General features: G+C 73.4%; 24 protein-coding genes. 17 read left to right on the top strand and 7 right to left on the bottom strand.

The features are described from left to right. Window positions 1-107 precede the first annotated feature (107 nt). Complete coding sequence (locus RM555_RS26710; RefSeq protein WP_311414328.1) at window positions 108-770, bottom strand: hypothetical protein; 663 nt, start codon at window positions 768-770, stop codon at window positions 108-110. A gap of 23 nt (window positions 771-793) precedes the next feature. Between RM555_RS26710 and RM555_RS26705 the strand changes: the two genes are divergently transcribed. Both RM555_RS26705 and RM555_RS26700 read left to right on the top strand, forming a co-directional pair. Beyond that, window positions 794-1,312, top strand: a complete 519-nt coding sequence (locus RM555_RS26705; protein WP_132233514.1) for an acyl-CoA thioesterase — start codon at window positions 794-796, stop codon at window positions 1,310-1,312. Between the two features lie 206 nt (window positions 1,313-1,518). Further along, window positions 1,519-3,537 (top strand): acetoacetate--CoA ligase, encoded by a 2,019-nt coding sequence (locus tag RM555_RS26700; RefSeq protein WP_311414327.1) that lies wholly within the window; start codon window positions 1,519-1,521, stop codon window positions 3,535-3,537. Window positions 3,538-3,765: 228 nt separating this feature from the next. On the opposite strand, the gene RM555_RS26695 is transcribed toward RM555_RS26700, so the two are convergent. Beyond that, window positions 3,766-4,455, bottom strand: coding sequence for a TIGR03089 family protein (locus RM555_RS26695; protein ID WP_311414326.1), 690 nt, complete (start codon window positions 4,453-4,455; stop codon window positions 3,766-3,768). 150 nt (window positions 4,456-4,605) lie between these two features. Between RM555_RS26695 and RM555_RS26690 the strand changes: the two genes are divergently transcribed. Both RM555_RS26690 and RM555_RS26685 read left to right on the top strand, forming a co-directional pair. Then, window positions 4,606-5,751, top strand: coding sequence for a glycosyltransferase family 4 protein (locus tag RM555_RS26690; RefSeq protein WP_311414325.1), 1,146 nt, complete (start codon window positions 4,606-4,608; stop codon window positions 5,749-5,751). A 61-nt stretch (window positions 5,752-5,812) separates the two neighbouring features. Then, window positions 5,813-6,904, top strand: a complete 1,092-nt coding sequence (locus RM555_RS26685) for a mannose-1-phosphate guanylyltransferase (RefSeq protein WP_311414324.1) — start codon at window positions 5,813-5,815, stop codon at window positions 6,902-6,904. Here RM555_RS26685 and RM555_RS26680 read toward each other — a convergent pair. After that, complete coding sequence (locus RM555_RS26680) at window positions 6,873-7,535, bottom strand: NUDIX hydrolase (protein WP_311414323.1); 663 nt, start codon at window positions 7,533-7,535, stop codon at window positions 6,873-6,875. The two genes, RM555_RS26685 and RM555_RS26680, sit on opposite strands and share 32 nt — an antisense overlap. A gap of 39 nt (window positions 7,536-7,574) precedes the next feature. Here RM555_RS26680 and RM555_RS26675 point away from each other — a divergent pair, with 39 nt between their 5' ends. Together RM555_RS26675 and RM555_RS26670 are read left to right on the top strand one after the other, a co-directional pair. Next, complete coding sequence (locus RM555_RS26675) at window positions 7,575-8,609, top strand: hypothetical protein (protein WP_311414322.1); 1,035 nt, start codon at window positions 7,575-7,577, stop codon at window positions 8,607-8,609. Window positions 8,610-8,890: 281 nt separating this feature from the next. Beyond that, window positions 8,891-9,895 carry an ArsR/SmtB family transcription factor gene (locus RM555_RS26670; RefSeq protein WP_311414321.1) on the top strand — a complete coding sequence of 335 codons (1,005 nt, stop codon included), beginning with the start codon at window positions 8,891-8,893 and terminating at the stop codon, window positions 9,893-9,895. A 60-nt stretch (window positions 9,896-9,955) separates the two neighbouring features. On the opposite strand, the gene RM555_RS26665 is transcribed toward RM555_RS26670, so the two are convergent. Both RM555_RS26665 and cofD read right to left on the bottom strand, forming a co-directional pair. Beyond that, entirely contained in the window at window positions 9,956-11,044 is a 1,089-nt protein-coding gene (locus RM555_RS26665) for a coenzyme F420-0:L-glutamate ligase (protein ID WP_311414320.1), read from the bottom strand. Beyond that, window positions 11,041-11,988 carry a 2-phospho-L-lactate transferase gene (gene cofD / locus RM555_RS26660; RefSeq protein ID WP_311414319.1) on the bottom strand — a complete coding sequence of 316 codons (948 nt, stop codon included), beginning with the start codon at window positions 11,986-11,988 and terminating at the stop codon, window positions 11,041-11,043. Before cofD ends, RM555_RS26665 begins: the two co-directional genes overlap by 4 nt. Window positions 11,989-12,086: 98 nt before the next feature. Here cofD and RM555_RS26655 point away from each other — a divergent pair, with 98 nt between their 5' ends. The 3 genes from RM555_RS26655 to RM555_RS26645 all read left to right on the top strand — a co-directional run bounded on the left by RM555_RS26655 (window position 12,087) and on the right by RM555_RS26645 (window position 16,788). Beyond that, complete coding sequence (locus tag RM555_RS26655; RefSeq protein ID WP_311414318.1) at window positions 12,087-13,037, top strand: hypothetical protein; 951 nt, start codon at window positions 12,087-12,089, stop codon at window positions 13,035-13,037. Window positions 13,038-13,399: 362 nt separating this feature from the next. Then, entirely contained in the window at window positions 13,400-15,907 is a 2,508-nt protein-coding gene (locus tag RM555_RS26650; protein ID WP_311414317.1) for a bifunctional FO biosynthesis protein CofGH, read from the top strand. A gap of 623 nt (window positions 15,908-16,530) precedes the next feature. Beyond that, the gene (locus tag RM555_RS26645; protein ID WP_088980572.1) at window positions 16,531-16,788 is read left to right on the top strand and encodes a WhiB family transcriptional regulator; all 258 of its coding nucleotides are present in this window, start codon (window positions 16,531-16,533) and stop codon (window positions 16,786-16,788) included. Window positions 16,789-16,823: 35 nt separating this feature from the next. Here the strand turns inward: RM555_RS26645 and RM555_RS26640 are convergent, their stop codons facing one another. Further along, window positions 16,824-17,273, bottom strand: a complete 450-nt coding sequence (locus RM555_RS26640; RefSeq protein ID WP_311414316.1) for a metallopeptidase family protein — start codon at window positions 17,271-17,273, stop codon at window positions 16,824-16,826. A 198-nt stretch (window positions 17,274-17,471) separates the two neighbouring features. Between RM555_RS26640 and RM555_RS26635 the strand changes: the two genes are divergently transcribed. The 8 genes from RM555_RS26635 (at window position 17,472) to RM555_RS26600 (ending at window position 24,647) form a co-directional block, all read left to right on the top strand. After that, entirely contained in the window at window positions 17,472-17,840 is a 369-nt protein-coding gene (locus tag RM555_RS26635) for a DUF3499 domain-containing protein (protein WP_132233538.1), read from the top strand. 274 nt (window positions 17,841-18,114) lie between these two features. Continuing rightward, on the top strand, window positions 18,115-18,882 hold the full coding sequence (locus tag RM555_RS26630; RefSeq protein ID WP_311414315.1) for a helix-turn-helix domain-containing protein: 768 nt from the start codon (window positions 18,115-18,117) through the stop codon (window positions 18,880-18,882). Then, window positions 18,873-19,073, top strand: coding sequence for a DUF397 domain-containing protein (locus RM555_RS26625; RefSeq protein WP_311414314.1), 201 nt, complete (start codon window positions 18,873-18,875; stop codon window positions 19,071-19,073). Before RM555_RS26630 ends, RM555_RS26625 begins: the two co-directional genes overlap by 10 nt. 285 nt (window positions 19,074-19,358) lie before the next feature. Next, window positions 19,359-20,543, top strand: a complete 1,185-nt coding sequence (locus tag RM555_RS26620) for a polyamine ABC transporter substrate-binding protein (protein ID WP_311414313.1) — start codon at window positions 19,359-19,361, stop codon at window positions 20,541-20,543. A 5-nt stretch (window positions 20,544-20,548) separates the two neighbouring features. Continuing rightward, window positions 20,549-21,715 (top strand): ABC transporter ATP-binding protein, encoded by a 1,167-nt coding sequence (locus RM555_RS26615; protein ID WP_311414312.1) that lies wholly within the window; start codon window positions 20,549-20,551, stop codon window positions 21,713-21,715. Then, window positions 21,712-22,626 carry an ABC transporter permease gene (locus RM555_RS26610; RefSeq protein ID WP_311414311.1) on the top strand — a complete coding sequence of 305 codons (915 nt, stop codon included), beginning with the start codon at window positions 21,712-21,714 and terminating at the stop codon, window positions 22,624-22,626. Before RM555_RS26615 ends, RM555_RS26610 begins: the two co-directional genes overlap by 4 nt. A gap of 55 nt (window positions 22,627-22,681) precedes the next feature. Continuing rightward, window positions 22,682-23,485, top strand: a complete 804-nt coding sequence (locus tag RM555_RS26605; RefSeq protein ID WP_311414310.1) for an ABC transporter permease — start codon at window positions 22,682-22,684, stop codon at window positions 23,483-23,485. Window positions 23,486-23,795: 310 nt separating this feature from the next. Beyond that, window positions 23,796-24,647 (top strand): type IV toxin-antitoxin system AbiEi family antitoxin domain-containing protein, encoded by an 852-nt coding sequence (locus tag RM555_RS26600; RefSeq protein ID WP_311414309.1) that lies wholly within the window; start codon window positions 23,796-23,798, stop codon window positions 24,645-24,647. A gap of 69 nt (window positions 24,648-24,716) precedes the next feature. Here RM555_RS26600 and RM555_RS26595 read toward each other — a convergent pair whose 3' ends face one another. Further along, window positions 24,717-25,244: a hypothetical protein gene (locus RM555_RS26595; RefSeq protein ID WP_311414308.1), complete on the bottom strand. Its 528-nt coding sequence runs from the start codon at window positions 25,242-25,244 to the stop codon at window positions 24,717-24,719. Between the last annotated feature and the right edge of the window lie 163 nt (window positions 25,245-25,407).

Raw genomic sequence — 25,407 nt, 5'->3', positions numbered from 1 at the left:
CCCGCCCGCATCCCCACCCGGCTCCCGGCCCGCCGGTGTCCTTCCCGGCTCCCGGCCCGGCCGTGTCCTCACCCGGCTCCCGGCCCGCCCGTGTCCCGGCCGGGGCGTCACCGGATCTCGGTCGTCGTGTCCTCTTCCGGCCGGTTGCCGGTGCGCGGCGGCGCCGACCACGGCGAACCCCCGCCGGTGCGGCGCGGCAGCGGCTCCGTCGGCGTCGGGTCCGGGTAGCCGAGGCTCGGCGGGGCGGTGTCCCGGTCGGTCGACTCCGCCGGCGGCCAGTCGGTCAGGGTGAAGTCGTTGCGCTCCGGGCCCTCGGCTGGCGCCGGCGTCGGCTCGACCGCCGGCCGGGGCCACCGCCGCCAGCGCTGCCCGCTGAAGGTGGCCACGACCAGCAGCAGGCCGATCAGGAAGAGCGTGCCGTTCTCCACCGGCTGGTGCAGCGGCAGGGGGTCGCCGAAGACCTTCCAGCCGTCCGGGATGCGGTCCCGCACCTCGAAGGGCGCGACGAACATCGCCACGTACGGGGTGGCGAGCAGCAGCCCGGCCACGAGCGGGCCGAGCGGTGACGTGCGCAGCGTGCCGAGCAGGCCGAGCAGGACCCCGCCGACGGCGAGGTAGACGGCGGGCTCGATGAGATTGGCCGAGTTCGACGTGCCGATCTCGACCCAACGGTCGACGGTGCCCGCCGACCCGTCCTGCCCGAGGGTGACCAGCACCCACGTGACGGGCGCCACCACCAACCCCGCGAGGAAGCTCCAGAGATGTCGCATCCGCGCACCGTACCGTTTCCGACATGACCGAGCACCCCTCCACCGCGCCGGCCGGCAAGCCGACCTCCTACTCCCGGGTCACCCTGAGCCGGATCATGACCGCGGTCGACGTCAACCTCTACGGCACCGTGCACGGCGGGGTGCTGATGAAGTTCATCGACGACGTGGCGGGGGCCGCCGCGGCCCGGCACAGCGGCGGCACGGCGGTCACCGCGGCCATCGACGAGATCGTCTTCACCGAGGCGGTCCGGGTCGGTGACCTGCTGCACGCGCACGCCCAGGTGAACTGGACGGGGCAGACCTCGATGGAGGTCGGCGTCCGGGTGGTGGCCGAGCGGTGGGACTCGGCCGAGGACGAGCCGGTGCGGGTGGCCACGGCGTACCTGGTCTTCGTGGGGGTCGACCTCGGCGGCGCCCCGCGGGCGGTCCGGCCGGTGCTGCCGGAGGGCCCGGAGGACGAGCGCCGGTTCCGGGAGGCGGAGATCCGCCGCGCCCACCGGCTGGCCCGCCGTCGCGCCATCCAGGCCCACCGCGCCGGCTGACCGGGTGTAAGGAAGGGCACCTTCCTCTACAAAAAGCGCTAGGAAGGTGCCCTTCCTAACGCGGCACACACAGCAGGGCGGTAGGGCATGTGGGTTCCGCACGTGCGCCGACGGAGGTCGGGTGCGGAGAATGGCGCTCTGAGGTAGGGCAAGATGGCGCCACGGCCCATTTCACAGTGTCGTGCGGGGCCAGGGGAGGTTGAGCTGTGGGTGACGTGCTGTGGACGCCGCCGGCGGACGTACGCGAGCGGTCCCGGATCGGAAGCTACCTGCGCTGGCTGCGCGAGCACCGGGGGCTGGACTTCGCCGACTACGACGAGCTGTGGCGCTGGTCGGTCACGGACCTGGACGCGTTCTGGCGGTCGGTCTGGGACCACTTCGAGGTGGTCGCGCACACCCCGCCGACCGCCACGCTGAGCGGCCGGGGGATGCCCGGGACCAGGTGGTTCCCCGGCGCCACCCTCAACTACGCCGAGAACGTGCTGCGGATGCCGGGCCTGGCCGACGACGACCCGGTGGTCATCGCGCACGGCCAGACCCGGGCGCCGGTCACCCTCACCGCCGCCGAACTGCGCGAACAGGTCCGCCGGGTGGCCGCCGGGCTGCGCCGGCTCGGCGTCACCGCCGGCGACCGGGTCGCCGCCTACGCGCCCAACATCCCCGAGACGTACGTGCTGCTGCTCGCCACCAGCAGCCTGGGCGCGATCTTCTCCTCCTGCGCGCCGGAGTTCGGCACCCGCAGCGTCACCGACCGGTGGCAGCAGATCGAGCCGAAGGTGCTCGTCGCGGTGGACGGCTACCGCTACGGCGACAAGCCGGTCGACCGGCGCGGCGAGGTGGCCGCGATCCGGGCCGCCCTGCCGTCGGTGAAGCACACCGTCGGCATCGCCTACCTCGACCCGGCCGGGGATCCGGCCACCGCGCCGTCCGGCGGCGCTCCGGACCGGCCGGCGGGCGCGTTCGAGGGCGCGCTGGCCTGGTCGGAGCTGGCCGCCGACACCGACGAGCCGCTGACCTTCACCCCGGTCCCCTTCGACCACCCGCTCTACGTGCTCTACTCCTCCGGCACCACGGGGCTGCCGAAGCCGATCGTGCACGGCCACGGCGGCATCCTGCTGGAGCACCTGAAGATGCTCGCCCTGCACCACGACCTGGGCCCGGCGGACCGGTTCTTCTGGTTCACCACCACCGGCTGGATGATGTGGAACTTCCTGGTCTCCGGGCCGGCGGTGGGTGCGGCGATCGTGCTCTTCGACGGCAACCCGGGCCACCCCGACCTGGGCGCCCTGTGGCGGCTGGCCGGGGAGACCGGCACCACGTACTTCGGCACGTCCGCGCCGTTCCTGCTGGCCTGCCGCAAGGCCGGGCTGGTGCCGAAGGAGACCGCCGACCTCTCCGCGCTGCGTGGGGTCGGCTCGACCGGCGCGCCGCTGCCCGCCGAGGGCTTCACCTGGGTGTACGAGACGGTCGGCGACGACCTCCAACTCCAGTCGCTCTCCGGCGGCACGGACGTCTGCACCGGTTTCGTCGGCGGCGTGCCCCTGCTGGCGGTGCACGCCGGTGAGATCACCTGCCGGGCGCTCGGCGCCAAGGTGGAGGCCCGTTCGGCCGACGGCACGCCGGTCGTCGGCGAGCTGGGCGAGCTGGTGATCACCGAGCCGATGCCGAGCATGCCGGTCGGCTTCTGGAACGACGCGGACGGCACCCGCTACCGGGAGGCGTACTTCGACCTCTACCCGGGCGTCTGGCGGCACGGTGACTGGATCACCATCAACGACCGGGGCGGCTGCGTGATCACGGGCCGCTCCGACGCCACCCTCAACCGGGGCGGCGTGCGGCTCGGCACCGCCGAGTTCTACTCGGTGGTCGAGGGGCTCGACGAGGTCGTCGACTCGGTGGTGGTGCACCTGGAGGACGACGAGGGCGGCGCCGGTGAGCTGCTGCTGTTCGTGGTGCTCGCCGAGGGCTTGGAGCTGGACGACGCGATGCGGAAGAAGATCTGCCGCGAGCTGCGTACGGCCCTGTCGCCCCGGCACGTCCCGGACGAGATCCACCAGGTGTGGGCCGTGCCGCGCACCCTGTCGGCGAAGAAGCTGGAGGTCCCGGTGAAGAAGATCCTCACGGGCACCCCGGTGGATTCAGCGGCGGCCCGGGGTGCCCTGGCCAACCCGGAGTCCCTCACGGCCTTCGCCACCCTCGCCCGGACCCGCACCCCCCGCCCCTGACCCGCACCCCTCCCACTGCACCCCTCCCACCTCACCCTGTTCCACCCCGCCCCCGCCCCGGCCCGCGCGTCGCTGCCCCGGTGCGCGTCGCTGCGCCGGGTCGCAGTGCGGAGCGCGCGTCATCGCGCCGGCGCGTCGATCATGCAGTTGTGGTGCCCCGCAAAAGGGGCGTAACGGCACCTTCCGTCCACCACAACTCCATGATCGACGCCGAGATGGGGTGGGGCGTCAGGGGAGGGGGTGGGTCACCCGTTCCGTCGTGGTGCGGGTGGGGAGGGTGGACGGGTCCAGGTTGGCGCAGAGGACCGTGGTGGCGGTGGCGGTCAGCGGGGCGAGCAGCCAGTCCACCGGATCGGGATACTTCCCCGTGTCGATCAGGACCCGGTCGCCGGACGCGATGCCCAGTTCCGTGGCGCGGGCGGTCGCGCGGCCCAGCAGCGCCGCCTCGCCCGGGCCGCCGGGGGCGTACGGGCTGAAGTGGTCGCCGTGGGCGCGTACCTCCGACACGTAGTCGGCGAAGCCGGGTGGCACCTGGCGCATCGGCAGGGCGAACGGGTCGAGGGCGAGGACGTACCGCTCGCCCGCCGACCAGGCGTCCGCCTCGGCCACCCGGGTCGCGGCGGTGAAGAGCACGTCCACGTCGCCCGGCGTGTCGGCGACGGTCAGCCCGGCCGACCAGCAGCCGAGCAGCACCGCGGCGGTCTGCCAGTGCGGGGGCAGCAACACCCCGGCGACGTCGCCGGGGCCCACGGCCACCTCGTCGACGAGCAGGTTGGCCGTCTTGGCCACCCAGTTCGCCAGCGTGGCACCGGAGAGCTCGGTCCGTTCGCCTGTGGCGTCGTCGTACCAGGTCAGCAGCGGTCGGGTCGGGTCGGTCGCGATCGCGTCGGCGAAGACCCGGGCAATGTTGTCGGCCATCGGCGCGAACGATACGCCCCCGGTGGCCGTACTCGATGACAGCGAGAAGTCGGCGTACCGTCGGGTCGCAGTCAGCGTCGGCGCCGGGCTCCGGCGTAGGCTTGCCGGAGTGTTGTTCCCCACAGTTCCATCAGTTCAAGGAGTCGCCCCGTGACCGCCGGCCGCCCGCCCCGCGTGCTCATCGACGCCACGAGTGTCCCCGTCGACCGTGGTGGTGTCGGTCGATACGTCGACGGCCTGCTCGGTGCCCTCGGCAAGGTGTGCGGATCGGGGGTGGAGTTGGCCGTCGTCTGCCTGCGTACCGACCTGGAGCGCTACACCCGGATGCTGCCCGGTGCGGAGATCGTCCCGGCCCCGGCGGCCGTCGCGCACCGCCCCGCCCGGCTCGCCTGGGAGCAGACCGGCCTGCCGCTGCTCGCCCAGCAGGTGGGCGCGCAGGTGCTGCACTCGCCCTTCTACACCTGCCCGCTGCGCGCCGGCTGCCCCGTCACGGTGACCGTGCACGACGCGACGTTCTTCACCGAGCCGGAGCACTACGACAAGTCGCGGCGCACCTTCTTCCGCAGCGCGATCAAGACGTCGCTGCGCCGCGCCAACCGGGTGATCGTGCCGAGCAAGGCCACCCGCGACGAGCTGATCCGGCTGCTCGACGCGGACCCCACCCGGATCGACGTGGCCTACCACGGCGTCGACCACGCGGCCTTCCACGCGCCCAGCGACGAGGAGAAGGCCCGGGTCCGGGCCCGGCTGGGGCTCGGCGGCACCAACTACGTGGCCTTCCTCGGGGCCAAGGAGCCGCGCAAGAACGTGCCGAACCTGATCCGCGGCTGGGCCCGCGCGGTGGCCGAGCGGGCGGATCCGCCGGCCCTGGTGATCGCCGGCGGCCAAGGGCACGACGACGACATCGACCGTGCGGTGGCGGAGGTCCCGTCGCACCTGCGGCTGCTCCGCCCCGGCTATCTCCGCTACGCGGACCTGCCCGGCTTCCTCGGCGGGGCGCTGGTGGCCGCCTACCCGTCCTACGGGGAGGGTTTCGGCCTGCCGATCCTGGAGGCGATGGCGTGCGCCGCCCCGGTGCTCACCACGCCCCGGCTGTCGCTGCCGGAGGTGGGCGGCGACGCGGTCGCGTACACCAGCGAGGCGCCCGACCAGATCGCCACGGACCTGGCCGCGTTGCTCGACGACGAGCAGCGGCGGTTGTCCCTGGCGAAGGCCGGTTTCGACCGGGCCAAGGAGTTCACCTGGGAGTCCAGCGCCGAGGTGCACATCGCCGCCTGGAGCCGGGCCCGGGCCTGACCGCCGTGGCCGGCGGCGCGAGAAGGCGTCCCCGGTCAGGCGAATCGGGCATGATGTGCGGGTGATCTACGCCGTGATCCCGGCGGGTGGCAGTGGCACGAGATTGTGGCCACTGTCCCGCGCCGGCCATCCCAAGTTCCTCCACCCGCTGACCGGCTCCGCCGCCTCGCTGCTCCAGGCGACGGTGGACCGGCTGGGTCCGCTGACCACCGCCGAACGCACCCTGGTGGTCACCGGGACCGCGCACGTGACGGCGGTGGCGCGCCAGCTCGCCGGGCTGCCGGAGGAGAACATCCTGGTCGAGCCCTCGCCCCGGGACTCGTGCGCGGCGATCGCCCTGGCCGCCGCGGTCATCGCGCGGCGCGACCCGGAGGCGGTGATGGGCTCCTTCGCCGCGGACCACCTGATCGGTGACCCGGAGCGCTGGCGGGAGGTCGTCCGGGAGGCGGTACGCGGCGCCGAGCAGGGCCTGCTGATGACGGTCGGCATCACCCCGACGCGGGCCGAGACCGGCTACGGCTACCTCCAGACCGGCGACCCGGTCGACGGTGGCCCGCTGCGGCCGGTGGCCGAGTTCAAGGAGAAGCCGAGCGCCGAGGTGGCCGAGGCGTACCTCCGCTCCGGGCGGCACCTCTGGAACGCCAGCATGTTCGTCTGGCGGGTCGACGTGTTCCTCGCCGAGCTGGCCCGCCAGCAGCCCGCCCTGCACGCCGGGATCGTCGCGATCGCCGAGGCGTGGGGCACCGAGGAGCAGGACGACGTGCTCGGCACGGTCTGGCCGACGCTGCCGAAGATCTCCGTCGACTACGCGGTGATGGAGGGCGCGGCGACGGCCGGCCGGGTGGCGACCGTGCCGGGCGACTTCGGCTGGAACGACGTCGGCGACTTCCACACCCTGGGCGAGGTGCTGCCCGCCGACGCGGACGGCAACGTGGTGCTCGGTGCCGACGCCAAGCCGGGGGTGCTGCTGCGGGACAGCGCCGGACTGGTGGTGGTGCCCCACTCCGGGCGGCTGGTGGCCGCCATCGGCGTGCGCGACCTGGTCATCGTCGACACCCCGGACGCGCTGCTGGTCTGCCCCCGCGACCGGGCGCAGGACGTGAAGAAGGTCGTCGACGAGCTCAAGGAACGGGGCGAAGAGGGGCTCGTCTGAGCGTCGCCAGGGCCGGGGCGACCAGGTGCGCCGTCCCGCCGGCCAGCGGCTCCGGCAGCCGGTCCGGCGGGAACCACCCCAGCGCCTCGGACTCCTCGCTGACCCGCTCCACGGCCCCGGGCGGGGCGAGCACGGCGAAGCGCACGTCGTGGTGCAGCGAGCCGCCCTGGCAGCTCACCGGGTGGATGTCGACGTCGATCGGGACGGGGTCGATCCGCAGGCCGACGATGCCGGACTCCTCGCCGGCCTCGCGCAGGGCGGCGGCGGCGAGGGTCCGGTCGGCCGGCTCGCAGTGGCCGCCGAGCTGCACCCACCGCCGGAACTTGCCGTGCAGGCAGAGCAGCACCCGCGACCCGGTGGCGTCGAGCACCAGCGCGCTCGCCGTGACGTGCCCCGGCCGGTGCGCCCGGCTCATCGCCACCGGCCCGGCGGCCAGCAGCGCGACCGTACGGTCGCGGGCCTCGGCGGCGGCCGGGCCGGTCGGCTCCCACCGGCTCAGCGTCGCGACGGCGTCGGCGTGCAGCGCCGCGTACACCTCGGCGTGCCGCGCCTCGTCCGGCTCGGCGGGCGCGGCCGGGTGCGGCTCCGCGTCCGACGACGGTCGGGAGGCGGCGGTGGGGGAGTCGACCATGTCGACACTGTACGAGCCGACGCTTCGTACCCTGGCCCGGTGACCCTGCGACTGTTGGAGTTCGTCGTGGCCGGCAACGAGGCCAGCGACCTGCTGCCGGTGCGCTCCGTGCCGCTGCTGCGGGCGCACGGTGCCCGGCGGGGCTTCTGGACCGTGCTCGACGAGGGGCCGGTGGAGCACTGCCTGGCCCTGCTGCTGGAGCTGGACGACGGCCGCTGGGTCGCCCACCACGTGGCCGCCGACGCCGGCGCCGAGAACGGCCGCACGGAGGACGGCGAGGCGCTCGCCCACCACGACGGCTGGGTGTACGTCTTCGGGTCCCACTTCGGTTCCAAGGCGGGACCGCTGCGCCCGCGACGCGCCTTCGTGGCCCGGTTCCGCGAGGACGACGCGGCGGCGGGCCCCCTGCCGGTGCAGGTGGTGCGCAACCGGTTCCGGCTGCACCGGGCGGTCAACGACGCCCTGCTCGCGGCGGCGTTCACCCCGCTGCCGCCGGGCGAGCGGGTGCGGGCCCGGTTCATCGGGGAGACCGTCGCCCGGGGCGCCGCCCGGTCGAAGGGCTGGGTCAGCCGGCTCGTCCCCGACGACCTGCCGCTGAACGTGGAGGCGGCGGCCTTCACGCCGGCCGGCGGGGTCCTGCTCGGACTGCGGTTCCCGGTCACCGCCGACGGCGAGCCGATCCTGGTCGAGCTGACCGGTGTGCCGGAGATGTTCGACCCGGCGCCGAACTGGCCGCGGGCGGCGGGGGCGTACGTCCTGACGGGGGTGACGCCGCCCGGCGCGCTGGCCGGCTTCCGGGCGATCACGCCCACGGACGACGGCGGCTACGCGGCCATCGTCGGGTCGATCGACGCGCTGGGCAAGGGCTCGGTGCTGCTCGACGACCATCCGGCCGGCGGCGAGGTCACCTCCCGGCACGTGCGGTTTCCCGCACCCGGCGACGAGCACCTGGTCCCCGGCGAGCTGGTGGCCGACCTGGCGCCGTTCCACCACGTGGAGGGAGTGGCCGAGTGGGACGGGCAGAGCTTCTACGTCACCGACGAGGACCATCGGGTGGCGCTCTGGGTCGCCTGAGTTGAGGTGGACCGGCGGCCGGACGACACCTCCGCGGAACACGGCCGCAGACCCTCGTGGTGCCGCCCGGTCGCCGGTCTCTCCCCGTCCCCCGGGTGCCCGGTTCCAGGCGCGCCGGGTGACGTGCCCGCCCCCGTGTACGGGCAGTGAGAGCATGCCGAACGGCCCCCGGAGGCGTCGAGGTCTTTCAGTCCACGCTTAAAGACGGAGATAAGTGCCGGCCAGGTACAGTGCAAACGGTTGCCAGGCATCCCCTCTGCCGGGCGACGCGGGAGCCGTCCATGCTGAAGATCTACTTTTCCGCCGAGGATATCCTCCGGACCCGGGTGGCTCCGGCGGCGGATCCGGTGTGGGAGCTGGTTCTCAGCCTGCACCTGCTGCCCGGCCGTGGCCGGGATCCGCTGCTGGCGGGCTGGCGGCGTAGCGTCACGCGGGGGCTGCGCGAGGTCAGTGACTCGGCGGGACTGCGCCTCCTGCTGACGCTCAACCCGCCCCGCGGCTACTTCCCCGACTTCCTCACCCCGTACGACAGCGTGTCGGGGTTCGACGCCGGCATGGAGGCGGTCCGCAGCACCCCCACGGCCCTGCTGCAACGCGACCTGGCGCTGCTCGCCGCCAACAGCGCCCTGCCCGTCGGCGCCGGGGCGCTGGCCCGGGGGGAGCCGGACATCCTGCGCGGTCTGACCGGCGCGATGGAGCGTTACCGGGGCCTGGCGATCGACCCGTACTGGACCCGGATCCAGGCCGCGGTGGAGGCCGACCGGTCCCGGCGGGCCCGCGCCCTGCTCGACGGCGGGGTGGAAGGGCTGCTGGCCAGCATGCGGCCCGCCATGCGCTGGGAGGCCGGCATGCTGGAGATCCGCGACTACCCGCACAGCCGGGAGCTGCACCTGGGCGGGCGCGGCCTGCTGCTGGTGCCGTCGTTCTTCTGCGCGGCCACGCCGGTCGCCCTGCTCGATCCGGCGCTGCCCCCGGTCCTCGTCTATCCGGTGGACCGGCTCGGCGGCCTGCTGCCGGCCCCCGGCGAGGGTGGCGGCCCCGGTGCGTCGGATCCGGGTCGGGAGGCGCTGGCCGCACTGCTCGGCCGGACCCGGGCCGCCGTGCTGGCGGCCAGCGACGACGGCTGCACCACCGGCGAGGTGGCCCGCCGGCTGAACATCTCGGCCGCCGCCGCGAGCCAGCACACCACCGTGCTGCGCAACGCCGGCCTCCTGGTGAGCCAGCGTGACCGCAACACCGTCCTGCACACCCTGACCCCGTTGGGGCGGGCGATGCTCAACTCCTGAGCGCCCGGTGCCGTCAGCCAGTCCCGGGCGGGGGCGGCTGGTGACTCCGCCCGGGTGCCGTCAGAGGGCGAGCGCGGCGCTGGCGGTGGTGCCCGGGGGCGGGGGGAGTAGCAGGGAGGCGACGCCCTCGGCCGCCAGGGCGGCGCGGAGGCGTTGCAGGTCGGCGCCGAAGCGGACCAGGTCGACCGGGCCGGCCGGGGTGGCCGGGGATCCGAGCACCAACGTCGTCGCCTCCGCCGGCCAGCCGGGCACCCGGGAGGTCAGCCCGGCGCGGGCCTCCTCGTCGGGGACCAGGCTGAAGACCGTGCCGGGCGCGACCACGCCCGCGACCGTGCCGATCGCCCGGCGTACGGCCTCCGGGGCGGGCGGGGTCGGGTTGAGGCCGTCCGCCAGGGTGGCGGCGGCGGCCAGCCCGGCGGCCCTCGCCTCGGCGGTGCCCAGCGAGAAGAGGTCCATCGACGCGTCCCGGACCAGCGCCGACGCGCCGACGCCGTCGTCGGGCCGGGGCGCGGTGAGGTAGCCGCGCACCACCGCGACGGGCATCTGGTCACACTTGCCCTTGATCAGCTCGCCTGCGCCGGCCAGCTCGTCCACCACCGCCATCTGGGTGAGCTGGAGCTCGTTGCCGTACGGGTCGACCTCGCCCCGGTGGTCGCGGATCGCGTCCATCCCGGCGACGCCGAGCGCCACGTCGGTGAGCCCGTTGCGCCAGGGCCGGCCCATCGTGTCGCTGACGATCACCGCGACGTCCACGCCGTGGCGCTCGCGCAGGGCGGCGCGCAGGGCCCGGGCCGAGGCGTCCGGGTCCTCGGGGAGCAGCACCAGCCGGGTCTTGTCGACGTTCGAGGCGTCGATGCCCGCCGACGCCATCACGAAGCCGTGGTGGGTCTGCACGATCCGGGTCGCGCCCCGGGTGGCCACCACCCGCGCCGTCTCGGCGGCCAGCACCTCGTCCCGCGCGGCGAGCCGCTCGGGCCCGTCCGCCGGGACGTCGACGAGGCGCCCCTCCGCCTTCGAGACGATCTTGCTGGTCACCACCAGCACGTCGCCGTCGCGCAGCCAGGGCGCGGCGGTGGCGATCAGGGCCGCCAGGTCGTCGCCCTCGGACACGTGGCCGATGCCCGGCACCGGCAGGATCTCAAGCCTCACGTCAGCTCCAGCGCGGCGCGGACCATGGCCGCCGTCGCCGCCTCGTCGGTCATCCGCAGCGGTGCCGCGCGGACCGTCACCTCCGGCACCACCGTTCCGGCGTCCTCCTCGGCGACCAGCCAGCCGTCGAGCAGCCCGCCGGCCGACCGGCCGCCGTAGAGCCGGCCCACGCCGGCGGCGCTGCACTCCACCCCGAGCACCGCCAGGCAGCGGTCGGCCATGCCACGCACCGGCGCGCCGCCGATGATCGGCGACACGCCGACCACCGGCGCGGGGCCGTCGGCGACCGCCTCGCGCAGCCCGGGCACGGCCAGGATCGGGGCGACGCTCACGACCGGGTTGCTCGGCGCGATCAGCACCACGTCGGCCCCGGCGACGGCCTCCAGCACGCCGGGCGCCGGGCGGGCGGCCTCCGCGCCGACGAAGACGAACCGGTGGGTGGGGACGTCGCCGCGGTGGCGTACCCACCACTCCTGGAAGTGGATCGCCCGCTGGCCGCCGTCGAGGTCCACCACCACGTGCGTCTCCAGCCGGTCGTCGGTCGCCGGCAGCATGCGTACGCCGGGCTGCCAGCGGGCGGCGAGCGCCTCGGTGACGGCGTGCAGCGGGTAGCCGGCGTTGACCATCGTGGTCCGCACCAGGTGGGTGGCGATGTCCCTGTCGCCGAGCCCGAACCAGCTCGGCTCGGCGCCGTACGCGGCCAGTTCCTGCTTGACCGTCCAGCTCTCGCCGACGCGCCCCCAGCCCCGCTCCGGATCCGCGCCGCCACCCAGCGTGTACATCACGCTGTCCAGGTCGGGGCAGACCTTGAGCCCGTGCAGGAGAAGATCGTCGCCGACGTTGACGACGGCGGTCACCTCGGCGCCGACCTCGCGGGCGTACGCCCGTACGCCGACCAGGAAGCGAGCACCTCCGATGCCGCCCGTCAGAACCACGATGCGCATGCCGCCATCCTCGCGCACGGGCCGCCTCCGGTCCGCGTGTGGGCCGGGAGACTAGGCTCACGTCGGCAACTGTCCGCATTCGCCCCGAGGGGGATCCCGTGACCAGCCCCGCCGAGCCCGCGTCCACCGACGCGACGCAGGCCAGCCAACTGACCAAGCCGCTGCGTGAACTCGCCGCGTTCGTGCTCCTCGGCGCGAACGCCGTGTTCCTCTTCGTCGGCCTGATCCGGCTGGTGACGCCGACCGAGTACAGCACGATCGGCGGGCGGGCGGGCAGCGCCTTCTTCGCCTTCGTCGGCGTGGAGTCGGTGTTCCTGCCGCTGCTGGCCGTGCTGCTCGCCACGCACGTGAAGCCCCCGGTGCCGAAGGCGAAGCTGATCACCCAGGTCGCCCTGGGCGAGTACGCCGTCAGCGCGCTGTTCGGCGGGCTGACCTTCCTCTTCTGGACGGTCGACCGGCTGGCCGAGGGCGAGATCCTCGACGCCTTCCTGGGCCTGCTGAGCCGCGTGGCCTGGCTGGCGCTGTTCGCCGTCGCCGCGTACGTCGTGTTCAAGGTCTGGCGCACCCTCTACTACGTGCCGAAGCCGAAGCCGCAGCCCGGCGTGTACGGCCAGCCGCAGCCCGGCTGGCCCCAGCAGCAGGGCGGCTACCCCGCCCCGGGCCAGCAGGTCCCCGGTCAGCAGGTCCCCGGCCAGCAGGTCCCGGGTCAGCAGGTCCCCGGCCAGCAGGGCGGCTGGCAGGCGCCGGGCCCCTACGGCGCCCCGTACGGTCAGCAGCCCGCGCCGTACGCCGGCGGCCCGCAGCCGGGCTCGCCGTTCGCCCCGGCCCCGCAGTCGGCGCCCCCGGCCCCGCAGTCCGCGCCCCCGTTCGGCCAGCCGCAGAGCGCCCCGCCGTTCGGCCAGCCGCCCTCGGCCGACCCCACCCAGGCGATCCCGCGCCAGCCCGTCGAGCCGGCGGAGCCCACCCAGGCGATTCCGCGTCCCGCCGCCGACGAGACCGACCGGACCCAGCGCATCAACCCCGGCGAGAGCCCCGACGCCCCGCGCTGACCGCGATCCCGCCCCACCCGAGCGCCCCGCACGGCTCCCGTGCGGGGCGCTCGCCGTCCCACCCCAACTGCCCCGCTCCACCGCGCCCCCAAGGCCGTGTCGATCAAGAGGTTCTGGCCTGCAAAGGCGCTCCCTGGGGCCAAAACCTCTTGATCAACGCCCCGGAGCCGCGCCGAAGGCCGCCCCGGAGTCGCGCCGTAGGCCGCCCGGGAGTCGTCCCGGAGGCGCGCCCGGGAGCTGTCCCGGGGGCGCGGCGGGGAGCGGGTGCCGAGGGACCGGCGCGGGGGATGAGGTGCGCTGGGTCACCGTGTGGGCCGGGTGGGTGAGGTGGGACGGGGCGGATGAGCGCCTAGGCTGGGCGGATGGTTGATCGCACCGTGCCCGGCCCGACCGATGCGAGCGTGCGGCGGGCACTGCACCGGGCCGCGAGCGGGCGGGCGCTCGACGTCGACGAGGCCACCGCGCTGCTGGCCGCCCGGGGCGGGGCGCTGGACGAACTGCTCGACGTGGCGGGCGCCGTGCGCGACGCCGGCCTGCGCGAGGCCGGGCGGCCGGGCGTGGTCACGTACTCGAAGAAGGTCTTCATTCCTCTCACCCGGCTGTGCCGGGACCGGTGCCACTACTGCACCTTCGCGACCGTGCCGCACCGGCTGCCGGCGGCCTTCCTCGACCGGGACGAGGTCCTCGCCATCGCCCGGGCGGGCGCGGCGCAGGGCTGCAAGGAGGCCCTGTTCACGCTCGGCGACCGGCCGGAGGAACGCTGGCCGGCGGCCCGGCAGTGGCTGGACGAGCGCGGCTACGACTCCACCCTGGACTACCTGCGCGCCTGCGCGGTGGCGGTGCTGGAGGAGACCGGGCTGCTGCCGCACCTGAACCCGGGCGTGCTCTCCTGGTCGGAGTTGCAGCGGCTCAAGCCCGTCGCGCCCAGCATGGGGATGATGCTGGAGACCACGGCGACGCGGCTCTGGTCGGAGCCGGGCGGCCCGCACTTCGGCTCCCCGGACAAGGAGCCGGCGGTACGGCTGCGGGTGCTCGACGACGCGGGCCGGGTCGGCGTGCCGTTCACCACCGGCATCCTGATCGGCATCGGCGAGACCCCGGCCGAGCGGGTCGACGCGATCTTCGCGATCCGCCGGGCGCACCGCGAGTACGGCCACCTCCAGGAGGTGATCGTGCAGAACTTCCGCGCGAAGCCGGACACGGCGATGCGCGGGATGCCCGACGCGGAGCTGCACGACCTGGCCGCCACGGTGGCGGTGGCCCGGGTGCTGCTCGGGCCGAAGGCCCGGATCCAGGCCCCGCCGAACCTCATCGCGGGCGAGTACGACCTGCTGCTGCGCGCCGGCATCGACGACTGGGGCGGGGTGTCCCCGCTGACTCCGGACCACGTCAACCCGGAGCGCCCCTGGCCGCAGATCGACGAGCTGGCCCGGCACACGGAGAAGTCCGGCTTCACCCTGCGCGAGCGGCTGACGATCTACCCCGAGTACGTGCGGGCCGGCGACCCGTGGCTGGACCCGCGCCTGCTGCCGCACGTCGGCGCGCTGGCCGACCCGGCGACCGGGCTGGCCGTCGAGGCGGCCCGACCGGTGGGCCGGCCCTGGCAGGAGCCCGACGAGATGTACGGCGGCCGGACCGACCTGCACGCCACCATCGACACCACCGGGCGCACCGGTGACCGGCGCGGCGACTTCGACCACGTCTACGGCGACTGGTCCGAGGTGGCCGGCAAGGTCACCGCCGGGGCCGGGGGCGGGACCGACGGCGACCTGCGGGCGGGGTTGCGGCTCGCGGCCGACGACCCGGCGGCGCTGCTGGAGCCCCGGCACGCCGACGCCGCGCTGGCGCTGTTCGCCGCCGACGGACCGGCGCTCGACGAGCTGTGCCGGCTCGCCGACGACGTCCGCCGGGCGGCCGTCGGCGACGACGTGACGTACGTGGTCAACCGCAACATCAACTTCAGTAACGTCTGCTACGTCGGCTGCCGGTTCTGCGCCTTCGCCCAACGCGAGCGTGACGCCGACGCGTACCGGCTCTCGGTGGACCAGGTCGCCGACCGGGCCGAGGAGGCGTGGGCGGCCGGTGCCAGCGAGGTCTGTCTCCAGGGCGGGATCGACCCGAAGCTGCCGGTGACCGTCTACGCCGACCTGGTCCGGGCCATCAAGGCGCGGGTGCCGGGGATGCACGTGCACGCGTTCTCGCCGATGGAGATCGTCACCGCCGCCGCGAAGGCCGGTGTGTCCGTGCGGGAGTGGCTGACCGGGCTGCGCGAGGCGGGGCTGGACACCATCCCGGGCACCGCCGCCGAGATCCTCGACGACGACGTGCGCTGGGTGCTCACCAAGGGCAAACTGCCGGCCGCCGCCTGGGTCGACGTGGTCGGCACGGCCCACGAGCTGGGCATCCGGTCCAGCTCGACCATGATGTACGGCCACGTGGACCACCCCGCCCAGTGGCTCGCGCACTTCCGGGTGCTGGCCGGGTTGCAGGACCGTACGGGTGGGTTCACCGAGTTCGTGGCGCTGCCGTTCGTGCACACGAACGCGCCGATCTACCTGGCCGGCATCGCCCGCCCGGGGCCGACGTGGCGCGAGAACCGGGTCGTGCACGCGATGGCCCGGCTGCTGCTGCACGGCCGGATCGACAACATCCAGTGCTCGTGGGTGAAGCTCGGCGACGAGGGCACGGCGGCGATGCTGCGGGGCGGCTGCAACGACCTGGGCGGCACGCTGATGGAGGAGACGATCTCCCGGATGGCCGGCTCCGGCAACGGCTCGGCCCGTACCGAGGAGCAGTTGATCGCCATCGCGACGGCCGCCGGACGGCCGGCCCGCAGGCGCACGACGGCGTACGGCAGCGCTCGTCCATAGCGGACGTCGCGCGGCACGCCACCGGCCTGACTCGTCCGCCTCGCCTGTACCGCCTGGTGGGACGAGCGGCCATCGGTGGGCGGGATTTCTGTCGCAAGTGGAGGGACGGCCGGATCCGTCCGGCACAGCAGCGTGTCGGTGGCCCGCCGCGATCCGGGATACGCGGTCGCCCCGCCGTGCCGCGTCCACATCGTGGGCTCGGCGCCGTCGACGTTCCCGGCTCGACGGGCGGTCCGGGCCAACTCGGGTTAACCTGTGCCCCACCAAGATCAACGAATCATGGTTGGTCACTTCCGAGGGTCCTCATCGGCCTTCCCAGTCGGGTCGGCGGGGAGGCGCCACGGGAGAAAACTCGGGCAACTCGCCGGAGAGGGCGTTACTCGGCCGGGGTCTGAATCGATAGGGCAGGTTGCGGGGCCGGGTGGTCGGGTGGCCGTCCGGAGTGTTGTCGGGAGGACGACTCCATTATCAAGTTCAGCTTGACGGCGCACGCATTACACGCGTGTAATTTGAATGGGGTTGTTCGCACGGAACGCAACAAATCGGGACCGTACGGACAAGCACGCCTTCCGCGTGGGGGGTTGCAGCGGCGATGACGCCGGTGCGCGACAAGGAGGCATCTGATGGACGGCCAGCTTGAGGTGGCCGACCTGCTCGGAAACGCGCCGGAGTGGCAGGAGCGGGCGCTTTGCTCCCAGACCGATCCGGAGGCGTTCTTTCCCGAGAAGGGCGGCTCGACCCGCGAGGCGAAGCGGATCTGCTCGCGCTGCGAGGTGAAGACGGAATGCCTCGAATACGCTCTCGGCCACGACGAGCGGTTCGGGATCTGGGGCGGGCTCTCCGAGCGGGAGCGGCGCAAGCTCAAGCGGCGGGTCGCCTGAGCCTTGCCGGGCCGGGGCGGTGGGGGCCGCCCGGCTCAGGCCAACTCGTCGGGGTCCATCCCGAGCAGATTGGCCACCTGTTCGATGATCACGTCGTGCACGAGATCCGCGAGGTCCTCGCGGTCCATCGCACGGAACTCCAACGGCCGGCGGTAGAGCACGATCCGCGGGGGCACCTCCTGCCGGCCGGGGCGACCCGGCAGCAGCCGGGCGAGCGGCACCTCGCCGTCCTCCAGCACATCGGAGTCGTAGACGTTGAGGTCCGGCGGAACGTCCTCCACAGCGAACTCGACCCCGGCCAGTTCCTTGGCGAACCGCCGTTCGAGGGTCTCGACCGTGTCCAGCACCAGGTCGTCGAAGATCTCCGCCTTCGTCCGCGCCAACGGCACCGTCGCCGGCACCAGCCGCCCGCGCAGGCCGCGCCCGTGCCGGTCGCGGTGGGCGCGCCGGCCGGGGCCGGGGCGGCGGTGTTCCGGGCTCGTCATGAGGAAAGGTTAGCGCCCGCACCGACCTGGCCTGCGGCAGCGCCGCTGGCGCGGCGCGGCGCGGTCGGCATCCGCGGGGTGGCGCTCGCCCGCCCGGCGGCCGGCCGGCGCGCAACCGGCCGAATTGTGATCACCGTGACGGGCGTGTCGCAACGCGAAGCAGTGCGCCGGACCCGGTAATGGAGATACCCTGCCGCCGTGAGGTCACCACGGCGCTGCTCCCGTAACGGCTGCCCCCGGCAAGCGGTCGCCACGCTGACCTATGTCTACAACGAGTCGACAGCGGTGGTCGGCCCCCTGGCGGCGTTCGCCGAGCCGCACACGTACGACCTCTGTGAACCGCACGCCCGGAGCCTGACGGCGCCGCGCGGCTGGGACGTGGTCCGGCACGAGGGCGAGTTCGAGCCCCCGCCGCCCACCACCGACGATCTGGTCGCCCTCGCCGAGGCCGTCCGCGAGGCCGCCCGCCCGGTGGCTCCGCGCCCGCCCGAGGACGACCAGACCGTCAACTCGACCCCCCAGACGGGCCGCCGGGGCCACCTCCGCGTCATCCCCCCGAACCACTGACCCGCCGCTCCGGCCGAGGTCGCGGGGCGCCGAGGCGTCCGCGCTGACTCGGCCGCCTGCCGGCCGAGGTGCGGGCGGCAGGGACCGGACCGTTGCGCCCCACCCGTTCCGTGTGCAGCCGCGCAGGCATGTCCAGGGCCTTTTCCGGGCGGTCGTCGGCCACCTCGGATGCGCGAAACAGATCCCGCCGCGACACGCCGGCAGCGCCACGACAAGGGCACGCTGCGTGGCTACCGTGCGCCCCAGTGTGATCGCGGGCGCGGGAGGTCGGATGGTGAACGAGGTACTTCGGGTGGCGATGGCCGAGAACGGCGAGACCGCCGAGTCGCTGGCGGAGAAGGTGGGCGTCGACCCGAAGACGGCGGGGCGGTGGCTCGCCTCGGGGCGGATCCCGCACCCCAGGACCCGGATCGCCGTCGCCGAGGTCCTCGGGCGCGACGCCGCCGAGCTGTGGCCCGAGCCGTTCCGCCGCCGTGACCTGCCGTGGTTCCGGCCGTGGGCCGAGCTGGAGCAGGACGCCGTCTCGATCAGGTCCTACGAACCATCGCTGGTGCCGGGCCTGCTCCAGACCGAGGGGTACGCCCGCGCGGTGCTGGCGACCGGCGGCCTGCTCCCGGCGGCCGAGGTGGACGAGATCGTGGGCGGCCGGCTGGCCCGGCAGGCGATCCTGGCCCGGGACGCCCCGCCCCAGCTCGTCGCCGTGATCGACGAGGTGGTGCTGCGCCGGCGGGTGGGGGAGCGGGCGGTGATGGCCGGGCAGCTGGCCCACCTGCTGGCAATCGCCGCGCAGGAGCACGTGCAGGTGCGGGTGATCCCCGCCGGGACGCCGTGGCACACGGGGCTCGCCGGGCCGTTCGCCCTCATTCGCCTCCCCGACGGTGCTGAGACGGCCTATGTGGACAACCAGCTTCGCGGTCAGGTGGTGACCGAGAGTGCCGACGTTGCTAGCCTGGGCACGAGATGGGAGAGCGTCGCGGGTGAGGCGCTGCCGCGACGGCAGTCGATCGAGCTGATCGGGGAAGTGGCGACGACATGGACATGACCGACGCCCGCTGGCGCACCGCGACCCGCAGCAGCAACAACGGTGGAAACTGCGTCGAGGTGGCCGACAACCTGCCCGGTCGGGTGCTCGTGCGGGACAGCAAGGACCGCGCCGGGGGCGTGCTCACCTTCGCGCCGGACGCCTGGCGGGCGTTCGTCGGGTCCGCCGGCCGGCACGGGCGCGCCGGCTGATCGGGGCGGTGCCCCAGGCGTACGCCTGCCGCAGCGGGAGGCAGACGGACGCCGCACTGGCGGGACAGGGCCGTCACCGCGACGGTCCGCACCGCTCCCGCGACGATCCGCATCGCTCCCGTGGTCGAGCAGGATGTGGTCGCGTCATCGCCCTTCGCGCACGCTGATACCCGCCGTCCGTCGTCGCCGTCGGCCCATGCCACTATCTGTCGTTCACCGCACCTGACGTCCCGTCGGCGCGCCACTCCCACCTGCCCGCCGACGATGACCCAGAGGAGTCGTCACATGCGAACTCCCCTCCGGCCCCTCACCCGGCGTGGGCTGCTGACCGGCGCCCTCGGCTCGGCGGCACTGCTGGCGGCGGGCGGCTCCCTGGCCGGCTGCGGCACCAGGGCCGCCACCCAGACGGAGGCCGGCTGCGTCAGCGAGGACCTGTCCGGCACCGAGAAGACGCTGACGTTCTCCAACTGGCCGCAGTACATGGACGTGGACGACGCCGACACCGCCAAGCGGCCCACCCTGGACGCGTTCGTCGCCAAGAGCGGCATCCGGGTCACCTACACCGAGGACATCAACGACAACAGGGAGTTCTTCGGCAAGGTGCAGCACCAGCTCGCGGGGTGCCAGCCCACCGGGCGGGACATCATGGTCCTCAGCGACTGGCTGGCGGCGCGGATGATCCGGCTCGGCTGGATCCAGAAGCTGGACAAGTCGAAGCTGCCCAACGTCCAGGCCAACCTGCTGCCCTCGCTGCGCAACCGCTCCTTCGACCCCTCCGACCACCTCGCCGTCCCGTGGCAGTCCGGCCTGGCCGGTCTCGCCTACAACGGCCGGGTCACCAAGGAGATCCGTACGGTCGACGAGCTGCTCATCCGCCCCGACCTCAAGGGCAGGGTGACCGCGCTGGCCGAGATGAGCGACACCATGGGCCTGCTGCTCCAGTCGAACGGCCACGATCCGGCGTACTTCAGCAACGCCCAGTTCGACGAAGCGCTCGCCAAGCTGAAGAAGGCCGTCGACTCGGGCCAGATCCGTCGGTTCACCGGCAACGACTACGCGCCGGCACTCGCCAAGGGCGACATCGCGGCCTGCATCGGCTGGTCCGGCGACGCCATCCAGCTCGGCTTCGAAGACGACAAGATCAAATTCGTGGTGCCCGAGTCCGGGGCGATGCTCTGGTCGGACAACATGCTGGTGCCGAACAGGGCCACCCACAAGGGCAACGCCGAGCAACTCGTCGACTACTACTACCAGCCGGCGGTCGCCGCCCGGCTCGCGGCGTACGTCAACTACATCTGCCCCGTCCAGGGGGCGCAGGCCGAGATGGAGAAGATCGACCCGGCGCTGGCCGCCCACCCGCTCATCTTCCCCGACGCCGCCATGCTCGCCAGGACGGCGGTCTTCATGGCGCTGGACGAGAAGCAGGAACGCGAGTACGAGAGCAAGTTCCAGCGGGTCATCGGGGCGTGAGCGGGATGGGTGCCACGACTGCGGGACATGGGACCCCGGCCGGCGACCTGCGGCTGGCGCACCTCACCAAGCGGTTCGGCGGCGTCACCGCGGTGGACGACCTCAGCCTGACCGTCCCGCAGGGCTCGTTCTTCGCCCTGCTCGGCCCGTCCGGCTGCGGCAAGACCACCACGCTGCGGATGATCGCCGGCCTGGAGGAGCCGACCGGCGGGCAGGTGCTGCTGGGCGAACGGGACGTCACCCGGCTGCGCCCGTACAAGCGGCCGGTGAACACCGTCTTCCAGAGCTACGCGCTCTTCCCGCACCTGGACGTCTTCGAGAACGTGGCGTTCGGCCTGCGCCGGCGGGGCATCCGCTCCGTCGACGACGAGGTCATGGGCATGCTCGCGCTGGTGCAGCTCGACGACCACGGCCACCGCCGGCCCGCCGAGCTGTCCGGCGGGCAGCAGCAGCGGGTCGCGCTGGCCCGCGCCCTCGTCAACCGCCCGCAGGTGCTGCTGCTGGACGAGCCGCTCGGCGCGCTCGACCTGAAGCTGCGCCGGCGGATGCAGCTCGAACTCAAGCGGATCCAGACCGAGGTCGGCCTCACGTTCGTGCACGTCACCCACGACCAGGAGGAGGCCATGACGATGGCCGACACCGTCGCGGTGCTGAACGCCGGGCGGATCGAGCAGCTCGGTGCCCCCGCCGACCTCTACGAGTACCCGGCCACGGCGTTCGTGGCGAACTTCCTCGGCCAGTCCAACCTGCTCGCCGGCGAGGCGGCCGGCGCGACCGGGGACGAGGTGGCGGTGTCGGCGCACGGCCGTCGCTTCTCGGTGCCCGCCGGCCGGGCCCGGGTCGACCGGGGGCCGGTCCACCTGGGCGTACGCCCGGAGAAGCTGCACCTGGTCGACTCCGTCGACCAGGTCCCCGCCGGATGCCAGCACGTCACCGGGATCGTCACCGACGCCTCCTACGTGGGGGTGAGCACCCAGTACCTGCTGCGCACCGGCTGGGGCGGCGAGCTGACCGCGTTCGTGGCCAACAGCGGCGCCGCCCGTCCGCTGCCGGTGGGCGCGGAGGCGGCGGCGTACTGGGAGCCACGGCACGCCTTCCTGCTGCCCCGGGAAGCCGGTGGGCAGGACCGGAGCGCGCCGGCGCGGGACGAGCCGGTCGGCGCACCCTCGTGAGCGCCCCCGCGCGCCCGCCCACCGGTGCCGCCCAGCCGTCGGCACCCGGGCCACCCCGCCCGCCCGGGCGGCACCGGCTCCTGCCGTACCTGCTGCTGCTGCCGGCGGCGGCGTGGCTGCTCGTCTTCTTCGCGGTGCCGCTGCTCCAACTCGCCGCCGCCAGCCTCTACGACCCCGCCGGCTCGCTCGCCACCGGGTACGCCATGACGTGGGCCTTCGGCAACTACCCGGACGCGCTCGCCGCGTACTGGCCGCAGTTCGGGCGGTCCTTCGGCTACGCGGGCGCCGCGCTGGTGCTGGCGCTGCTGGCCGGCTACCCGCTCGCGTACGCCATCGCCCGCAAGGCCGGCCGGTGGAAGAACCTGCTGCTGGTCTGCGTGGTCGCGCCGATGTTCACCAGCTTCCTGGTGCGCACGCTGGCGTGGAAGACCATCCTGTCGGACAACGGCTGGCTCGTCGGGCTGCTACGCGACGTGCACCTGCTCGCCCCCGACGGCCGGCTGCTGGCCACCCCCGTCGCGGTGGTGCTCGGCCTGACGTACAACTTCCTGCCCTTCCTGGTGCTGCCCCTCTACGCGAGCCTGGAGCGGCTCGACCCCCGGCTGCTGGAGGCGGCCGGCGACCTCTACGCCGGCCCGCTGCGGACCTTCCGCCGGGTCACCCTGCCGCTGTCCGCGCCCGGCCTGGTCGCCGGCACGCTGCTGTTCTTCATCCCGGCCAGCGGCGACTACATCAACGCCGAACTGCTCGGCACCCCCAACGAGTACATGATCGGCAACGTCATCGACTCGGCGTTCCTGGTCCGGCTGGACCACCCGCAGGGCGCGGCGCTGTCGTTCCTGCTGATGGCGGCGATCCTCGCGGTGGTCTTCGGCTACCTGCGCCGGACCGGCCCGGAGAAGGTCCTGTGAGCGCGAGGAGTGCAGCGCAGCGGAGCCCCGCAGTCGCGAGCGAGAGGTTGGCACCGTGAGTGCGCGGATCTTCCGCTGGCTGGCCGATCGTTGGATGGTGGGCGTGGCGCTGCTGGTGCTCGGCTATCTTCTCCTGCCGATCGCCGTGGTCGCCGCGCTCTCCTTCAACCGCCCCTCCAGCCGCCTGTCGTACGACTTCGACGAGTTCACCCTCGACAACTGGCGCAACCCGTGCGCCACCTCCGACATGTGCGACGCGGTGGTGCGCAGCGTCCAGATCGGCTTCATCGCGACCGTGGTCGCCACGGTGCTCGGCACCCTGATGGCGTTCGCGCTGGCGCGGCACCGGTTCCGTGGCCGTTCCGCGATCGACGTGCTGATCTTCCTGCCGATGGCCACCCCCGAACTGGTGATGGGCACCTCGCTGCTGGCCCTCTTCGTCTCCGCCGGGGTGCCGCAGGGCTTCTGGACCGTCGTCGTCGCGCACGTCATGTTCTGCCTGTCGTTCGTGGTGGTCACCGTCAGGGCGCGGCTGGCCGGGATGGACCCCCGGCTGGAGGAGGCCGCCATGGACCTCTACGCGAGCGAGTGGCAGACCTTCCGGCGGGTCACCCTGCCGCTGGCGCTGCCCGGCATCGTGGCCGCCGCGCTGCTCGCGTTCTCGCTCTCCTTCGACGACTTCATCGTCACGAACTTCAACGCCGGCACCACCGTCACGTTCCCCATGTACGTCTGGGGCGCCGCCCAGCGGGGCATCCCGCCGCAGGTCAACGTCATCGGCACCGCCATGTTCCTGCTCGCGCTGCTCCTGGTGCTCCCCGCCACCCTACGAACGCGCCGACCCAAAAGAACCCCATAACCCCCGCCCCGCCCGCCCCGCCCCGCCCGCCCTGCCCCGCGCGGTCGATCATGCAGTTGTGGTGCCCCGCGAAAGGTGTGAATGCGGGCGTTCTGGTCACCACAAGTGCATGATCGACGGAGCTGTGTGCGCGTGCAGCCCGCCGTACGAGGGGCGAGTGGCGTTGCCGTCACGTCGGTCGTGGAGCCGGGGCCGCTCGGGCTAGCACGCACCAGGGGTGAGGTGGGGGTTTTCCACAGAGGGGGCGTTGTCCACAGGGGGCATCAGGGCGGGTGGTGCGAGTGGGGCGCGCTCGGCAGGGTGACTTGTCATGGCAGAGGGGCTGTACCGGTATCCGGAGCTGATCTCCGTGGGGCTGAGTCGGGCGCAGGTGAGACGGAGCGTCGACACGGGGCGTATCCACCGGCTGTCGAGGGGCGTCTACGGTCCAACGGTCGACCGAGGCCAGCAACTGACGGCGATCTTCAGGAGGCTGCCGAACGGGGTCGTGGTCGGCTTTCAGACCGGCGCCCGGCTGCACGGCTTCGGAGCCGAGACCAGCGACGACGTCCACGTGATCGTGCCGGCCGGGCTCGTCGTACCTCGTATCCGGGGCGTCGTGACGCACGAGTCCGTGCTGCCGGTCCAGGAGCCGGTTCTGCTGGAAGGGGTACCTTGCGCGCCTGCGGCCCGATGCGCTGTCGATCTGGCCAGGTCGCTGCATCGGATGAACGCCCTGCCGCTGCTCGATCGGTGCCTGCGCGTGGGTGCCTGTCGGCCTGACCAACTCCGGGCCGAGGTGACGCGGCATGCCCGGCTCCGAGCCGTGTGCCAGGCGCGACAGTTGATCGACCTCGCGGACCCCAGGGCGGAATGCCGCCAGGAGAGTCAGCTCCGGCTCCTGCTGGTCGACGGCGGATTGCCCGCTCCGGATCCCCAACTGTGGGTGCGGGACGAAGACGGCATCTGCCTCTACCGGCTGGACCTCGGCTATCGGAAGCGTCGCATCGGCATCGAGTACGACGGGAGTTCGCACCTCGACCGTGAGCGCCTCCGCCACGACCGCTCCCGCATGAACTGGCTCGCCGCCCATGGCTGGCGCATGCGTTACTTCACCGACCTGGACCTGTACCGCCGCCCTGCCTACATCATCTCCACGATCGCGGCGCTCTTCGCCTCCTGATCTGGACCGGGGTGCTCGACGGGGGCGTAGTTCGTGGTCAGGGCAGCCTTGGCGGTACCCGCGGTGGGTCTAACCCTGCCGCCCTAGCGGCCACAGCTGGATCTGGTACCGCTCCGCCGCCTCGGGAATGAGCCGTCCCATCTTGTCCAATGCGGCGGCGAACTTCTCCGTGCCAGCCTGCGCCATCTCGAACCGGTCGAGGACCTCGTTGTGGTTGTAGGCGATCACCCGCGCGCCGTATCGGCCCGCACCCGACGGCAGTTCGATGCCGCGCACGACAGGGTGGTCGTGCGACTCGTGGATGCGCCAACAGTTATCCGGGAAGTCCAGGACCCCCTCGAAGGCGAAGTCGAACGGGCGCTGCTCCGGCAGGATCCACGGCATCCGTGACCAGGCCTCCACCGACACGAAAGCCCGGCTGACCTCGGTTGCTGTACGCACCCCGACGGCGCTGGCGGCGAACCCGACTCCGTCAGCGAAGGCCAGTCGCCCTGCTTCCGAATGATCCCGCTGCGCGTTCGCACCGTGGGAGTGCAGGCAGAACATCATGTACGACGCCGAGACGACTGTGTCCAGTTTGGAGGTAGGAACGGGCACTCCCCAAGAATGCCGACTCGTGGCCCGTAGCAAGGCAGCGGCACCTGGCAGGACGGGTCGATCATGCACTTGTGGTGCCTGACGAAAGGGGCAAATATTGGCATTCCGCCCGCCACAACTGCATGATCGCCGGGGCGGGGCGGGGCGGGGCGGGGCGGGGCGG

The organism is Micromonospora reichwaldensis (assembly GCF_031845925.1).
In the GTDB taxonomy this organism is placed as follows: domain Bacteria; phylum Actinomycetota; class Actinomycetes; order Mycobacteriales; family Micromonosporaceae; genus Micromonospora; species Micromonospora reichwaldensis.
The sequence above is the reverse complement of the archived record's forward strand: the minus strand, read 5'-3'. Positions and strand labels throughout refer to the sequence as shown.

Bases quoted from the DNA above. Each gene is read 5' to 3' on its own strand.
- RM555_RS26710 (WP_311414328.1), bottom strand. From the start codon at position 770: ATGCGACATCTCTGGAGCTTCCTCGCGGGGTTGGTGGTGGCGCCCGTC.
- RM555_RS26705 (WP_132233514.1), top strand. From the start codon at position 794: ATGACCGAGCACCCCTCCACCGCGCCGGCCGGCAAGCCGACCTCCTAC.
- RM555_RS26695 (WP_311414326.1), bottom strand. From the start codon at position 4,455: ATGGCCGACAACATTGCCCGGGTCTTCGCCGACGCGATCGCGACCGAC.
- RM555_RS26680 (WP_311414323.1), bottom strand. From the start codon at position 7,535: ATGGTCGACTCCCCCACCGCCGCCTCCCGACCGTCGTCGGACGCGGAG.
- RM555_RS26670 (WP_311414321.1), top strand. From the start codon at position 8,891: ATGCTGAAGATCTACTTTTCCGCCGAGGATATCCTCCGGACCCGGGTG.
- cofD (WP_311414319.1), bottom strand. From the start codon at position 11,988: ATGCGCATCGTGGTTCTGACGGGCGGCATCGGAGGTGCTCGCTTCCTG.
- RM555_RS26650 (WP_311414317.1), top strand. From the start codon at position 13,400: ATGGTTGATCGCACCGTGCCCGGCCCGACCGATGCGAGCGTGCGGCGG.
- RM555_RS26645 (WP_088980572.1), top strand. From the start codon at position 16,531: ATGGACGGCCAGCTTGAGGTGGCCGACCTGCTCGGAAACGCGCCGGAG.
- RM555_RS26640 (WP_311414316.1), bottom strand. From the start codon at position 17,273: ATGACGAGCCCGGAACACCGCCGCCCCGGCCCCGGCCGGCGCGCCCAC.
- RM555_RS26625 (WP_311414314.1), top strand. From the start codon at position 18,873: ATGGACATGACCGACGCCCGCTGGCGCACCGCGACCCGCAGCAGCAAC.
- RM555_RS26620 (WP_311414313.1), top strand. From the start codon at position 19,359: ATGCGAACTCCCCTCCGGCCCCTCACCCGGCGTGGGCTGCTGACCGGC.
- RM555_RS26615 (WP_311414312.1), top strand. From the start codon at position 20,549: ATGGGTGCCACGACTGCGGGACATGGGACCCCGGCCGGCGACCTGCGG.
- RM555_RS26600 (WP_311414309.1), top strand. From the start codon at position 23,796: ATGGCAGAGGGGCTGTACCGGTATCCGGAGCTGATCTCCGTGGGGCTG.